The organism is Micromonospora sp. C41, from assembly GCF_018070485.1.
GTDB lineage: Bacteria > Actinomycetota > Actinomycetes > Mycobacteriales > Micromonosporaceae > Micromonospora > Micromonospora chalcea.
In genome coordinates, this window is record NZ_JAGPXP010000002.1 from 338,129 (window position 1) to 352,267 (window position 14,139).

The following is a 14,139-nucleotide window of genomic DNA, read 5'->3' on the forward strand; positions in this document are numbered from 1 at the left end:
GTTGTTCGATCAAGGAGCTAGTGCCCCTTCGGCGATTTCCGCTGGTACGGACGTCGTGCCGCCGGTGCGAGCCCGCCCTGGGCCAGTCCGTCCGCGGTCAACTGGGCGAGTTCCGCGCCCAGCGAGGCGGCCTGTCGGATTGCCGACTCGAAGGCGTGCAGCCGCCGGAACGCCTCCCCGTACCGCTCCTGTTCCTCCCGCGACACCCGCCGCACCTGCGCCCGCCGCACGTCGAACCGCAGCGTCCCCGACAGGCTCGACGCCTGCCGCTCATTCGTCGACGTCCGAAGTTGGCCCGCAAGGTACCACGAATCCAACGCCGCGGGATTCGGCCGCAGCAGATACAGGTTGCGCCCCAACAGGGCACCCTCCGCCGTCACCACCCGCGCGGTGAGGTGCCGCGCGATCATCGGCACCACCACATCCCCCACGGCCAGGGCGATCTCCTGCCCGAGCCGCCCGTCGTCGCGCCCCGACGGCTCACCGCCGCCCAACACGTCCGACACGGTCAGCACCGGCCGACCGTCACCGGCAAGCTCACCGTCATCGCCGGAAGCACCCCGGATCGCCCCGAGGAGCTGCAACGCGCCGGCCCGGACCAGCTCGCCGACCGTGAGGTACTCTCCCTGACCCTCGTCGGCTACGGGCGTGACCTGCGGCATCAGTGTGGGCAGGTCGGCGACGACGGCGGCGAGGCGCTCGCGTGTGCGTACCAGATGTTCGCCTGTCGCCTCGCCCGCGACGGCGGGCTGGCGACGCGCGGGGGTGAGGTCGATCTCCTCGTCGAGCAGTTCGATGACCGGGACGGCGCGGGCGTAGCCGGGCTCGTCGATCTCGCCGTCGTTGGCGAAGAACCGCCAGGTGTCGAGGATCCGAGTGTGGTCGCCGGTGGCGGCATCGACGAGCAGCGTCCGCGCCGGTGGGGGCGCGTCGGCCGGTGGGCGGCGCAGCACCCACAGGTGCAGGGGTACGCCGTGCGGCGCGGCCGCCCCCGGCGGCAGCGCGATGACGGCGCGCAGCACGCCGCGACGCAGCAGTTCGGCGCGGATGCGGCGGCCGGGGCGACGGCCGGCCACGGCGGGCGGCATCAGGAGTACGGCGTGGCCGCCGGGCCGCAGGTGGGCCAGCGCGTGCTGGACCCAGGCCAGCTCCGGTTCGGTACGTGGGGTGGTGCCGACGATCCAGCGGGGGTCGTGGCCGAGCTCCTCGTCGCCCCAGTTGCTGGCGCCGAAGGGCGGGTGGCAGACGACCGCGTCAAACGTGCGTCCGGAGTAGTCGTCGGCGCGCAGCGAGTCGCCGGTGGTCACCTCGCCCGGCACATCGCGCAGCGCCAGCCACAGCCCGGCCAGCCGGGCGAGATCGGGATCGAGTTCCTGCCCGTACGCGGAGGTGCAGCCGGCGCGGACGGCGGCGCGCAGTGTGGCGCCGGTGCCGGCGGCGGGGTCGAGGACGGAGCCGCCGGCTACGGCGGCGAGCCCGGCCATCAGGTCGGCGATGTCGTCGGGGGTGGCGTGCGGGCGGGCCGGGCCGGGGGCGGAGAAGCGCTGCCAGAGCGCGTCGAAAGCGCCTTGTGGGCCGAGTTCGTCGGCGAGCGCGTCGATGTCCGGTGCCAGCGCCTTCAGCTGCGGGTCTGCGGGACGGGCAGGGCGTTGGCCGCGTTGCCGGGTGAGAAGCCGGGCGCCGACGGCGGCGAGCCCGGCGGCCGGTGAGGCGCCGGCTGCGGCGAGGTGTCGCCAGAGCCGGTCGGCGGTGGTGAGTTCCGGGAGTTTGCCCTGGGCGTGCAGCCAACGCTCGACCTGGGCGAGGTCGAACTCGGGACTGGTGGCGCCGCCGCCGACCGGCTCGGGGAAGTCCCCGTGCCGTTTGCGCCAGTTGCTGACGGCGGCCCGGCCGACACCGGCGAGCCGGGCGATCTCCGCTGCGGTGATTGTCGGTGTCTCCTGCACGTTCGGAGTGTGTCACACCTGTCAAGCATGATGCTTGTTGACAGCGTTCACAGATGATGCTCTCATTGACGCCGCCACGTTCACAGCAGGAGGAAAACAATGCGCAAGACCACCACGCTCGCCCTGATCGCCGGCGCCCTCGTCGCCCTGGGCTGCGGTGCCGGCACCACCGAGGACACCACCGGCAGCAAGGCGGAGGCCGGCACCGAGGCGGCCGCCGGCGACACCGACGGCGGCAAGGCGGACGCCGGCAAGAGCGACGACAAGCCGAAGACCGCGAAGATCGGCCAGCCGGCCCGCGACGGCAAGTTCGAGTTCACCGTCAAGTCCGCCAAGTGCGGCGTCAGCAAGGTCGGCTCGTCGACGTTCGGCGCCAAGGCCCAGGGCCAGTTCTGCCTGGTCACGCTCAACGTGAAGAACATCGGCAAGGAGTCGCAGATGTTCGACGGCAGCAGCCAGAAGGCGTACGCCGCCAACGGCACCGAGTACTCCGCCGACGGCTCGGCCGCCATCTACGCCAACAAGAACGCCGAGACGTTCCTCAACGACATCAACCCCGGCAACCAGGTCACCGGCGTGGTCGTCTTCGACATTCCGAAGGACGTCAAGCTCGCCAAGCTCGAGCTGCACGACTCGCCGTTCTCCGGCGGCGTGGCCGTCTCCCTGAGCTGACCTGACCAGCGCCGGCCGGGGCGGGATCCGCGAACCCCGCCCCCCGGCGCCACTCCGCCGCACCACCGCCAGCCCGATTCTCTACGCGAGGAGATCGACATGCGCAGTGCGAACAACCCGGACGAGTCACCCCTGGCCGACGACGGGCAGCCGCTGTCCGGCATCTACCCGACGACTGTCTACCGGCTCACCGTTCCGGCCACCGAAGACGGCATACGTTCCGCGCTCAATGTGGACTACCTGCGGAGGCACGGCTTCGAGCCCACCCCGCACCGGGTCCTCGACGCACCGGCGCTGCTGGTGCACGGCAGCGCGCCCCGCGACCGGGCCGAGTGGTGCGGCGTCCTGTCCGGCCTGGTCGGGGCGGACGTAACCATCGGCTACAGCAGCGGTGGCGGCGCCCTGCTGCTTGGGGTGGACGACCGGGCGTACGCCCTGACCTTCGGCACCCTGGGCCGGTTCATGATCGAGCTGGAGAAGACAGACCCGACGTTCGGTGTCTCCTTCGCCGTGCGAACGCTGCACCCCAGCGGCATCCGCCACGTTCGCCGCCGGGTGGTGGGTGCCAGCGGCCGGGTGGACCGGAGCCTGGTTCCGGGTGGCCAGCCCATCTGGAGGTACGGCATCGACAAGTGGGGGGAGATCGTCGGCCAGGTGTCCGGCCGCGTCGACAACCCGAACCTGACGGCGTGCCAGCGGGCAGGCGGTGCGGTGAAGGTCGAGGGCAGCGATGCGCTGCGCATCCCTCTCGGCGTCTCCCCCGAGCGGCTGCTCGCCGATCTGCGGGAGATCGACCGGGTGTGCCGGCAGGAGTCGCCGCTCGCCGACCTGGAGTTCATCGAGCAGATCCGGCCGCTGCGCCCCAACGATCCGCGGCACCCGGCGCTGACCGAGGTTCTCGACCGACGGCTGGGCCTGCCCGACCCTCCGGATCTCGGCGTCGCGGTGCCGGGCAGCCTGGTGGCCGACGTCGAGCACGTCGCTTCGTACCGGGTTCGCGTGCCCCGATCCGGGCAACGCCCGACCTTGACCACGGACCTGGACCTGTCGACCATCCTGTCGCACACCGCCCGGGCCCTGGACGGTGACCGGTGGCCCGGGCTGCGCAACGGGACGCTGACGCTCTACGCCGACGCCGCCGGTACCGAGGAGATGGCATCGACGCCGGTGTCCCGGTGGATAACCGCCGAGGTCGCCGTCGGCGGCAGCCACATGCTGCTGCACGAGGGCCAGTGGTACGAGATCGGCGACCGCCACCGCGAGTTCCTGCGCCAGGAGGTGGCTCGCATCCTGAATCGGCCGTCCAGCGTCGTGTTGCCGCCGTGGACGGAGGAGCTGGCGAACGAGGACTGCTACAACCGAGAGGCAGCAAAGAAGCACCCGGGCCTGGTGCTGCTGGACAAGAAGCTCCTCCGCACCCGGCAGCACCCGCATGGCATCGAGGCCTGCGACCTGCTCGGACCGAACGGTGAGCTGATCCACGTCAAGCGGGCGTCGGGCAGCTCGCCGCTCAGTCACCTCTTCGCGCAGGGTGTCACGTCGTTCGACGCGTTGCGCTACGACAACCAGGCGCGTAACCGGTTCCGCGACCTGGTGCGCGCGCAGCCGGGCGGGCCGGACCTGCCCGAGGACTTCCGCCCGCGCACCGTGGTCTACGCCATCGCCCTGAGTGCCGGCCGCACCGTCACCGCGGAATCGCTGTTCACGTTCGCGCAGGTCGCGCTCTACCAGGCGGTGAAGACGCTGCGCACGGAGGGCGTCGACGTCGAGGTCGTCGCCATCCCACCCGCCTGACCGGCACCGCTTCCGGATCCGACCGCCCGGCGCACCGCGCACCCTCCGGGCCGGTCACCCCTGCCTGCCGCCGCGCCATCGACCACCCAGGAGGAACGATGCGACCCGACGAGTTCCGCCACGCCCTGAGCCTGCTCCCCGCTGCCCTGCACGAGCGCGCGCTTCCGCTTCGCCGGTGCGTCGTCCACATCGCCTGCCCGCCGTGCCGGCGCGTCGGCGACGCGGTCACACTCGCGCTCGCCGCGGCTCACTACGGCCGGCTCACCTCGGCCGGGCAACTCCTCGACAACGCCGTCCGGCTCGCCGAGGAACACGGCACCATCCGTCCCCCGCAACCCGATCCGTCACCCGGCCACGGCCTGCCCGTCCAGTGGACGGCGGTGCCCGCGCCGGTCGTCGCCAGGACTGGCGCCAGGCGGCGGCGCCGCACGGGTGGCATCGCGTACGCGACCGGACGGTGGACCCGCCGGGTCACCAGTCGCGGGCCCAGTCCGGCGGCGGTACGACGGCGAGCTGCGGCTCCCCGCTGATCGGTTCGAGCGCGTGCACCATCCGCAGGTCCCCGTCGGCGGCGGCGTCGGAGTCGGTCAGCACCCGGCCGCTGCTGCCGTCGGTGCTGACCAGCAGCCACCGGTCGGGGTGGATACCGCCGTCGTCGACGAGCGCCCGTACGCCGAACTCGCGGGCGAGGGTGACCGCGAGATCACGCTCGCCGTGGCCGGTGGCGGCGGCCAGTTCGGTATCGCCGGTGAGGATCCAGCCGAATCGCTCGTCCGCGTCGGGCGGGGTGAGCATCGCCACCGGGCGCGGGTCGTCGACGGCGCGGTCCTCGACCCGACCGACGTACACGCTCTCCGGCGCGACGCCGTACTCCGTCAGCAGGAACCGGCGGAGGGCGTCCGCCGGCAGCTCGGCCTCGAAGTGGATCCGATATCGCACCCCTGCCCCTCTCCGAAGCCGAGCCCGATCCGTCACAGTGTCTTGCCTCGGCGGCCCGCCGGGGAGTTGGCTGTCGAGTATGGCCCGCATTGCGTACCACGACGCTGACGCCGAGGCGTTCGCCGAGACCCGGCACCTCACCGACGACGGTCTCACGGCCTGGCGGGCCGCCGTCGCCCGGCATCTCACCCCGCGCTCCGGGATGCGACTGCTCGACCTGGGTGCCGGGACGGGTAGCTGGGCACGCGCGTTCATCGACTGGTTTCCCGGCGTCGAGGTGGTCGCCGTCGAGCCGTCGGCGGCGATGCGCGCCCGCTGTGTGTTCGCGCCGCTCGTCGCAGGCGACGCCGGGCACCTCCCTCTGGCCGGCGGCAGTGTCGACGGCGCCTGGCTGTCCACGGTCATCCACCACGTGCCCGACCTGGCCGCGACGGCACGCGAGCTGCGCCGGGTGCTGCGTCCCGGCGCCCCGGTGCTCATCCGGTCCGCGTTCGCCGGTAGGCACGAGGCGATCACGCTGTTCGACTACTTCCCGGAGGCGGTCCGCGTGCTGGACACGTACCCGAGCATCGCCGACGTCGGGGCCGCCTTCGCCGCCGCCGGCTTCGCCACCGCGGCGGTCGAGGCGGTCCCGCAGGTCACCGCACCCTCGCTGCGGGAGGCGGCGGCCGGCCTGCGCCGGGAGGCGCACACGCCGCTTCAGCTCATCACCGATGCGGAGTACGCCGCCGGCATCCAGCGGCTACGCGAGGCAGCAAGGACGGTCGACGGTCCGGTCGTCGACGCCCTCGATCTGCTCGTGCTGCGCTGAAACACGCGGTTAGGGTGGAGCGATGGATCATCGTCAGTGGACGGTCGTCGGCGCGCCGTCGAGCGCCGGCGCGCACACCCCGGGTGTCGAGCGCGCCCCGGCCGCCCTGCGCGCCGCCGGCCTGCTCGACCTGCTGCGCGACGGGGCGGACGTCGAGGACTGCGGTGACGTGCCGGGCTTCCGGTGGCGGCCCGATCCGGCGTACCCGAGGGGGCAGAACGCGGGCGCGGTGGCCGCCGTCGCGTCGGCGGTGGCCGACCGGGTCGCGGGCGCGCTGGGCCGGGGCCGCGTGCCGCTGGTGCTCGGCGGCGACTGCACCGTGACTGTCGGCCTGGTCGCCGGGTGCGCGCGGGCCGGGCTGTCGCCCGCGCTGGTGTACGTGGACGGCGGCCCGGATCTCTACACGCCGGAGACCCGCGCGAACGGCAACCTGGATGCGATGGGGCTGGCGCACATGCTGGGCCTGCCGGGGACACTGCCCGAGGTGGCGGGCGTCGGGCCGGTGGCACCGCTGCTGTCCCCGCAGCGGGTGGTGGTGTACGGGGACTCGCTGCCCCGGGGTGACCACGAGCGGGATCTGGTGGCGGAACTGGGGCTGGCGTACGTGCCCGCCGACGAGGTGCACGCCGACGCGCGGGCGGCGGCGCGCCGGGCCCGGGCGGTGGCCGAGGGCGCGGCCGAGACGTTCGTGGTGCACTTCGACGTGGACGTGCTGCGTTTCGTGGACGCGCCGCTGGCGGACGTGCCGGAGCCGTCCGGGCTGAGCCTGGGCGAGGCGGCGGCGACGCTGGCGGAGCTGGTGGCGAGCCCGAAGTTCGCCGGGTTGTCGGTCACCGAGATCAACCCGCACCATCTGCCGGACGACGAGCTGCTCCCCCGGTTCGCCGGCGTGCTGGCCGGGGCGCTGACCGGGCGTTAGGCGGTCTCCGCGAGGTGCAGCGGCAGCACCTTCGCCGCGCTCACCGCCAGGTCGCGGTCGAGCACCTCGTCGCGGGGCACGAAGACCATCGCCTGTCCCTCGCCGAGCACCACGTCCTCCTGGCGCGCGTCGGTGGTGCCACGGAAGACGTACACGGTGACCGTGTGGGCAAAGCCGTCCTCGTGCGGGCGGGGACCGCTCCACAGCAGGTGCAGCTCCCCGGCGGTCAGCCCGGTCTCCTCCAGTAGCTCGCGCCGGGCGGCCTGCTCCGGTGTCTCGCCGGGTTCGATGCTGCCACCGGGCAGGCTCCACTGGTACGGAGACACCGGCGCGTTGCCGTCGCGGTGCTGCATGAGGATCGCGCCGGTCCGGTCGACGAGCAGGACGAGGGCGACGTCGTATGCGGCCACTCCCCGAGCCTGCCACGCGGCACCGGCGACACGCAGCCCCCCACTTTCTGCAGCATCGACCGAAAGTTCGATTCAGAGCACCAAAAGCCATAGACATATCGACATAGCTTTTGTAGCGTCAGCGCACAGGCGACGAAGGAGTGCGACCATGTGCTACGGACATGACGGACACGCCGCGCTGCAACAGTCACTTGACCGGCGTGGCCTGCTGCGCGGCTCCCTGGCGGCGCTCGCCGGGATCGGGCTCGCCACCGGGCTCGGCGCGACGGCCGCCCAGGCCGGCGGACACCACCACGGCCGGCGCCCGGTGCCGAAGGAGTTGATCAGCCTCCAGCTCTGGACGGTCCGCGACGCGCTCAACGGCTCCCCCGGCTACGACGCGACGCTGGCGCACCTGGCCCGCATCGGCTACCCCCGGGTCGAGCTGGCGCTCGGCTACTTCGGCCGTACCGCCCGGGAGTTGCGCCGCTTCCTGGACGGCATCGGCATCAAGGCCAGCTCCAGCCACGACGGCATCGCCGCCGACGCCGCCGCGCTGGACCAGAAGATCGCGAACGCCCGTACGCTGGGCCAGCGGTTCATGGTGGTGCCGTACCTGAACTCCGACCGCGAGGACGACTGGAAGCGCTGGGCGGAGCAGATGAACGTCGAGGCCGCCGCGGCGCGCAAGGCGGGCCTGCGGTACGGCTACCACAACCACGCGCACGAGTTCACCATCGACTTCGGCAACGGCCGGCGGCCGTGGGACGTGCTGACCGAGGAACTCGACCCGCGACTGGTGCACCTGGAGATCGACATCTACTGGGCGGTCACCGGCGGCATCACCTCCGGCGAGGGCGTCGCCGACCCGGAGGGCTTCACGCTCGACGTGATCCGCTCGGCGCCGCAGCGGGTCCTGCAGTACCACGTCAAGGACCGCGACCCGGCCACCGGCGACATGGCCGACCTGGGCACCGGGATGATCGACTTCGCCCGGATCTTCCGTGGGCACCAGGTGCTGGAGTACATCGTGGAGAACGACACGCCGGACGTGACGCCGCAACGGACCGCTGAGGTCGGCTACCGCTACCTGCGCCGCCTGCGGTTCTGACCCCCGGCGGGGCACGGACGGCCGCCGGGCGTGACACGCTCGGGGGTGGCCGCGCCGACCGAGGGGGTACGCGATGACCGACGAGCCGGACGACGTCCACTACGACCGCCTCTACCGGGACACCGAACGGCCGCCGTGGGAGATCGGCGGTCCGCAGCCGGCGCTCGCCGCGGTCCTCGACACCGGGGTACGCGGGCCGCGCGTGCTCGACGTCGGCTGCGGCACCGGGGAGTTGGCGCTCGCGCTGGCCCGCCGCGGCCTCGACGTGACAGGCGTCGACATCTCGCCGGTGGCGATCGGCCAGGCCCGGTCCAAGGCCGCCGCGGCGGGACTGCCGGCGCGTTTCGAGGTGTGCGACGCCACGGCGATCCCGGTGCCGCCGGTGCCGTACGACTCGGTGTTCGACTCCGGGCTGCTGCACTCGCTGGACCGGCGGGGCGCCGCCGTACGCGACTACCTGGCGCTGCTGCCGCGCCTGACCGCGCCCGGCGGGGCGGTGTTCGTGCTGGCGGTGTCGCCGGAGGCGGGCCAGGGCTGGGGTCTGGACGCCGACGCCCTGCGCGCGGCGTTCCCGGAGCCACTGTGGTCACCTGTCACGGTGGAGCGGATCGACGTGCTGGCCCGGGTCGAGGGCGCGGACCTGCGGCTGGCCGGCAATCTGCTGCGCGCCACCCGCTCCCCCGTCGGTCCGTAGCGGGACCGGTCCGGCGGGCGGAGTCAGCGGTGCCAGTGCTGACGTGGGGCGTAGCCCTCGCGGCGCAGCCAGTGTTCGGTGTAGACGATCCGGTCGGCCTCGATCACGACGAGCGGGTCCTCGGGCGGCTCGGCCAGTGACCGGCCGCGCTCGGCGTGTTCGCTCTCCCAGCGGAACGCGGCCCAGTGGTGGGCCCGGTCCGGATGCTCCGGGCCGAGCACCCGGGCGGTGCCGAACACCTGCGCGCCGCGGCTGCTGGCCAGGCCGACCAGCGGCGCGAAGACGCCTACCGACACGCGCGGGTCGGCGGCGATGTTGCGCATCTTCGGCGAGCGCGGCGCGGCGGTGAACATCAGCGTGAAGCCCAGCGGGTAGTAGCGCACCGGCGTGGCCAGCGGGCCGTCCGGCCCGACTGTGGCGAGCACGCACATGTTCTGCGACGACAGCAGGTTGAGGATGCGTTCGGCGAGGCGGTCCCGGTCCAGCTTCCTCGTCGGCGCCGGCCCGGTCAGCCAGGGGTTCGTCAGCGGCACGGGGCGTCCTCGATCATGACGGCACCCTACCGGCCGGGTTCAGGCGCGGGCCGGCGCGGTGCTGGCCCGCAGCACCACCTCTGCGGGCAGGCGGGTGATCCGCCGGCGGCGGCCCGGGTTCTCGGTGAGCGCCAGCTCCATCGCCTTCTCGCCGAGCTGGCGCAGCGGCAGCGCCACTGTGGTCAGCGGTGGGGTGAGGTCGCGGACGATCGGGATGTCGTCGAAGCCGGCCACCGAGATGTCGCCGGGCACGGACAGCCCGTGGTCGCGCAGCGCCGCGTACGCGCCGACGGCCATCACGTCGGTGAGCGCGAACACGCAGGTGGCGTCGAGGCCACGGCCGAGCAGCTCGGTCATCGCCTGGTAGCCGCCGTCACGGGTGAACTCCGCCTCGGCCACCGCCGCCGGGGACAGCGTCACGCCGGCGGCGGCCAGCTCGTCGCGGAACCCGCCGAACCGGTCGGCGACGGTGGTGAGCTCGGACGGGCCGGAGAGCACGGCGAAGCGGCGGTGCCCGAGGCCGAGCAGCGCGCGGGCCAGCGCGGCGGCCCCGGCCCGGTTCTCCGGCAGGACGCTGTCGACCTTCAGGTTGCGGTGCCGGCTGACCACGGCGACCCGGCCGCCGCCGTCGAGGTAGGGCGTCAGCTCGGCGGCCAGCGCGCGATCCCAGCGCGGGTCCTCGAAGCCGGAGCCGATGAGCAGGATGGCCGGGGCGCGTTCGGCGCGCAGCATCGACACGTACGCGATTTCGCGTTCCGGGTCGCGGAACGTGCTGGCGAGCATGACCAGCAGGTCGTTGTCGGCGGCGACCCGCATGACGCCGCCGGCGACGGCGGCGAAGTAGGGGTCGGTGACGTCGTGGCAGATCACGCCGACGCTGCGGTGCGACGCGCCGGCCAGCGCGCGGGCGTGGGCGTTCGGGGTGTACGCGAGCCGCGCGGCGGCGGCCAGGACGCGGTCGTGCAGGTGCGGGGTGACCCGCCGCCCGTTGAGCGCCCGGGAGGCGGTGGCCAGTGAGACGTCGGCCGCTCTGGCCACGTCTTCCAGCGTCACGTGCGGCATCGATGAGTCTCCCTGCGGAACGTCTTGACCCGGTGTTCCGGCGTGGCTACGGTAGCACCCTGAAAGCGCTTACTGAAAGCGCATTCACCGCTGGGAGGGGCACAGTGGAGCGCACACCCGTCGGGATCATCCTCAACGGCGTCACCGGGCGGATGGGCTACCGGCAGCACCTCGTCCGGTCCCTGCTGGCCATCCGCGACCAGGGCGGCGTGCCCGCGCGCGACGGCAGCCGGATCTGGCCCGAGCTGACGCTCGTGGGCCGCGACGCGGGCCGCCTGGCCGAGATCGCCGAGCGGCACGGGCTGTCGGCGTACACGACCGACCTGGACGCGGCGCTCGCCGACGACGCCCACCAGATCTACTTCGACGCCCAGGTGACCGCCGCGCGGGAGAAGGCGATCCGGGCGGCGATCGAGGCCGGCAAGCACGTCTACACCGAGAAGCCGCTCGCCGAGGACTTCCTCGCCTCGCTGGAGCTGGCCCGGCTCGCCGCCGCGAAGGGCGTCCGCAACGGTGTCGTACAGGACAAGCTGTTCCTGCCCGGCCTGCGCAAGCTCAAGCGGCTGGTCGACGGCGGCTTCTTCGGCCGGATCCTGTCGGTGCGCGGCGAGTTCGGCTACTGGGTGTTCGAAGGCGACTGGCAGGCCGCGCAACGTCCGAGCTGGAACTACCGCGCCGAGGACGGCGGCGGCATCACGCTGGACATGTTCCCGCACTGGCACTACGTGCTGGAGCAGATCATCGCCCCGGTCACCGCCGTCACCGCCGTCACCGCCACGCACATCCCCGAGCGCGTCGACGAGAACGGCGGCCACTACCGCGCCACCGCCGACGACGCCGCGTACGGCATCTTCGAACTCGCCGGCGGCATCGTCGCGCAGATCAACTCCTCCTGGGCGGTCCGTGTGCACCGCGACGAGCTGGTCGAGTTCCAGGTCGACGGCACGCACGGCAGCGCTGTCGCCGGGCTGCGCGACTGCCGCATCCAGCACCGGGGCACCACCCCGATGCCGGTGTGGAACCCGGACCTGCCGGTCACCGAGCCGTTCCGCGCGCAGTGGCAGACAGTGCCGGACAACGGCGAGCACGACAACGCGTTCAAGGTGCAGTGGGAGGCGTTCCTGCGGCACGTCGTCGACGACGAGCCGTTCCCGTGGGACTTCCTGGCCGGCGCGCGCGGCGTGCAACTGGCCGAGGCCGGGCTGCGCTCGGCCCGCGAGGGGCGGCGGGTGCAGATCGAGGAGATCCCGCGGTGAGCACGCGCATCACGCTGCCGGCGCCGGACGGCGGCACCGAGCGGCTCACGCTGCGGGAACCGGCCGCCTGGCAGCGGCCGTCCGCGCAGCCGGCCAGCCGGATCGCGTACGCGGCCGCGCACGTCGTCGCCGACCCGTACGCCGACAACTCCCCCGGCCGCCCGGCGGGCCTGGACTGGGACGCGACGCTCGCGGTGCGGCGCGACCTGTGGTCGTGGGGGCTCGGTGTGGCCGAGGCGATGGACACCGCGCAGCGCGGGATGGGGCTGGACTGGACGGCCACCCGCGAGCTGATCCGGCGCAGCGCCGCCGAGGCCGCCTCCTGCGGCGGGCCGATCGTCGCCGGGGTGGGCACCGACCAGCTCACCGGCGTCCCGCGCACGCTCGACGAGGTCGTCGCCGCGTACGCCGAGCAGCTCGCGGTCGTGCAGGGGTACGGCGCCACGCCGGTGCTGATGGCCAGCCGGCACCTCGCCGCGCTCGCCACCGGCCCGGAGGACTACCTGCGCGTCTACGAGCGGGTGCTGCGGGAGGCCGGCGCGCCGGTTGTGCTGCACTGGCTCGGCGACATGTTCGACCCGGCGCTGTCCGGCTACTGGGGCTCGACCGACCTGGACGAGGCCACCGCCACGTTCGCCGCGCTGGTGCACGCCCACGCCGACCTGGTCGACGGCGTGAAGGTGTCGCTGCTCGACGCCGGGCGGGAGGTGCGGCTGCGAGAACTGCTGCCGCCGACGGTGAAGGTCTACACCGGCGACGACTACCACTACCCGGAGCTGATCGAGGGCGACGGGAAACGGTTCAGCCACGCGCTGCTCGGCGCGTTCGCGGCGATCGCCCCGGCCGCGTCGGCCGCGCTGGCCCGGCTCGACGCGGACGACAGGGCCGGGTTCCGGGCGATCCTCGACCCGACGGTGCCGCTGGCCCGGCACCTGTTCGCCCCGCCGACGCCGTACTACAAGACCGGCATCGCGTTCCTGTCCTGGCTCAACGGCCGACAGCCCGGCTTCACCATGGTCGGCGGCCTGCACGGCGGGCGCGGCGTCCCGCACCTGGTCGAGGCGTTCCGGCTGGCCGACGCCGCCGGGCTGCTGCTCGACCCCGAGCTGGCGGCCCGGCGGATGCGCGCGTACCTGGACGTGGCGGGCGTGCCCGGATGAGCGCCGATCCCCGGCTGGCCCGGCTGTCGCTCAACCAGCGCACCACGCAACGCTGGTCGGTGGCGCAGGCGGTCGACGGCTGTGTGCGCGCCGGCATCCCGGCGATCGGGCTGTGGCGCGAGCCGGTGGCCGAGATCGGCGTACCGGCCGCGGCGCGGCTCGTCACCGACGCCGGGCTGCGGGTGTCGTCGCTGTGCCGGGGCGGGTTCCTCACCGCCGCCGACGACGCCGGACGGGCCGCGGCCCTGGCGGACAACCGGCGCGCGATCGACGAGGCCGCCGCGCTGCGCGCCGCCTGCCTGGTGCTCGTCGTCGGCGGGCTGCCGCCCGGCTCCCGTGACCTGGCGGGCGCCCGGCAGCGGGTCGCCGACGCGCTGGCCGAGCTGGCCCCGTACGCGGCTGCGCGCGGGGTACGCCTCGCGCTGGAGCCACTGCACCCGATGTACTGCGCCGACCGGGCCGTGCTGTCCACGCTCGGGCAGGCCCTCGATCTGGCCGAGGCGTTCCCGGCCGAGCAGGTCGGCGTCGTGGTGGACACGTTCCACGTCTGGTGGGATCCGGACGTGTGGCGGCAGATCGCCCGCGCCGGGACGCGGATCGCGAGCTTCCAGATCTGCGACTTCCTCACCCCGCTCCCGGCCGACGTGCTGCTGGGGCGCGGCATGATGGGCGACGGGCACATCGACTTCCCGCCGCTGCGCCGCGCGGTGGAGGCCGCCGGATACTCGGGCGACGTCGAGGTGGAGATCTTCAACGCCGAGGTGTGGGCCACCGACCCGGACCAGGTGCTCGCCACCATGACCGCCCGGTACACCGATCTGGTGCTCACCGACTGACTCAGTGTCACGAGTCC

At 73.4% G+C, this 14,139-nt stretch carries 15 protein-coding genes; 10 read left to right on the forward strand and 5 right to left on the reverse strand.

Features of this window, described 5'->3' with window-relative positions:
- Positions 1-17: 17 nt before the first annotated feature.
- Positions 18-1,946: an N-6 DNA methylase gene (locus KBX43_RS03745; protein ID WP_210883150.1), complete on the reverse strand. Its 1,929-nt coding sequence runs from the start codon at positions 1,944-1,946 to the stop codon at positions 18-20.
- Positions 1,947-2,045: 99 nt separating this feature from the next.
- Between KBX43_RS03745 and KBX43_RS03750 the strand changes: the two genes are divergently transcribed.
- The 3 genes from KBX43_RS03750 (at position 2,046) to KBX43_RS03760 (ending at position 4,942) form a co-directional block, all read left to right on the forward strand.
- A complete protein-coding gene (locus tag KBX43_RS03750) occupies positions 2,046-2,618 on the forward strand; it encodes a DUF4352 domain-containing protein (protein ID WP_210883152.1) in 573 nt (190 codons plus the stop codon).
- A gap of 99 nt (positions 2,619-2,717) precedes the next feature.
- On the forward strand, positions 2,718-4,412 hold the full coding sequence (locus KBX43_RS03755; protein ID WP_210883154.1) for a DUF6119 family protein: 1,695 nt from the start codon (positions 2,718-2,720) through the stop codon (positions 4,410-4,412).
- Between the two features lie 98 nt (positions 4,413-4,510).
- The gene (locus KBX43_RS03760) at positions 4,511-4,942 is read left to right on the forward strand and encodes a hypothetical protein (protein ID WP_210883156.1); all 432 of its coding nucleotides are present in this window, start codon (positions 4,511-4,513) and stop codon (positions 4,940-4,942) included.
- On the opposite strand, the gene KBX43_RS03765 is transcribed toward KBX43_RS03760, so the two are convergent.
- On the reverse strand, positions 4,884-5,351 hold the full coding sequence (locus KBX43_RS03765) for a hypothetical protein (RefSeq protein WP_307851462.1): 468 nt from the start codon (positions 5,349-5,351) through the stop codon (positions 4,884-4,886). The genes KBX43_RS03760 and KBX43_RS03765 overlap by 59 nt on opposite strands.
- A 79-nt stretch (positions 5,352-5,430) precedes the next feature.
- Here KBX43_RS03765 and KBX43_RS03770 point away from each other — a divergent pair, with 79 nt between their 5' ends.
- Entirely contained in the window at positions 5,431-6,162 is a 732-nt protein-coding gene (locus tag KBX43_RS03770; RefSeq protein ID WP_209961770.1) for a class I SAM-dependent methyltransferase, read from the forward strand.
- A 22-nt stretch (positions 6,163-6,184) separates the two neighbouring features.
- A complete protein-coding gene (locus KBX43_RS03775) occupies positions 6,185-7,081 on the forward strand; it encodes an arginase family protein (RefSeq protein WP_210883158.1) in 897 nt (298 codons plus the stop codon).
- Here KBX43_RS03775 and KBX43_RS03780 read toward each other — a convergent pair.
- Positions 7,078-7,491, reverse strand: coding sequence for an NUDIX domain-containing protein (locus KBX43_RS03780; RefSeq protein WP_043324225.1), 414 nt, complete (start codon positions 7,489-7,491; stop codon positions 7,078-7,080). The two genes, KBX43_RS03775 and KBX43_RS03780, sit on opposite strands and share 4 nt — an antisense overlap.
- Positions 7,492-7,639: 148 nt before the next feature.
- Here KBX43_RS03780 and KBX43_RS03785 point away from each other — a divergent pair, with 148 nt between their 5' ends.
- Positions 7,640-8,581, forward strand: a complete 942-nt coding sequence (locus KBX43_RS03785; RefSeq protein ID WP_209961765.1) for a sugar phosphate isomerase/epimerase — start codon at positions 7,640-7,642, stop codon at positions 8,579-8,581.
- 73 nt (positions 8,582-8,654) lie between these two features.
- A complete protein-coding gene (locus tag KBX43_RS03790; RefSeq protein WP_209961763.1) occupies positions 8,655-9,275 on the forward strand; it encodes a class I SAM-dependent methyltransferase in 621 nt (206 codons plus the stop codon).
- 23 nt (positions 9,276-9,298) lie between these two features.
- On the opposite strand, the gene KBX43_RS03795 is transcribed toward KBX43_RS03790, so the two are convergent.
- Entirely contained in the window at positions 9,299-9,808 is a 510-nt protein-coding gene (locus KBX43_RS03795; protein WP_209961761.1) for a pyridoxamine 5'-phosphate oxidase family protein, read from the reverse strand.
- A gap of 39 nt (positions 9,809-9,847) precedes the next feature.
- Complete coding sequence (locus KBX43_RS03800) at positions 9,848-10,870, reverse strand: LacI family DNA-binding transcriptional regulator (protein WP_064446046.1); 1,023 nt, start codon at positions 10,868-10,870, stop codon at positions 9,848-9,850.
- Positions 10,871-10,974: 104 nt separating this feature from the next.
- Between KBX43_RS03800 and KBX43_RS03805 the strand changes: the two genes are divergently transcribed.
- The 3 genes from KBX43_RS03805 to KBX43_RS03815 are packed head-to-tail and all read left to right on the forward strand — an operon-like array spanning position 10,975 to position 14,122.
- A complete protein-coding gene (locus KBX43_RS03805) occupies positions 10,975-12,126 on the forward strand; it encodes a Gfo/Idh/MocA family protein (RefSeq protein ID WP_043324235.1) in 1,152 nt (383 codons plus the stop codon).
- A complete protein-coding gene (locus KBX43_RS03810; protein WP_210883160.1) occupies positions 12,123-13,286 on the forward strand; it encodes a dihydrodipicolinate synthase family protein in 1,164 nt (387 codons plus the stop codon). Before KBX43_RS03805 ends, KBX43_RS03810 begins: the two co-directional genes overlap by 4 nt.
- Positions 13,283-14,122 carry a sugar phosphate isomerase/epimerase gene (locus KBX43_RS03815; protein ID WP_210883163.1) on the forward strand — a complete coding sequence of 280 codons (840 nt, stop codon included), beginning with the start codon at positions 13,283-13,285 and terminating at the stop codon, positions 14,120-14,122. Before KBX43_RS03810 ends, KBX43_RS03815 begins: the two co-directional genes overlap by 4 nt.
- Positions 14,123-14,139 lie beyond the last annotated feature (17 nt).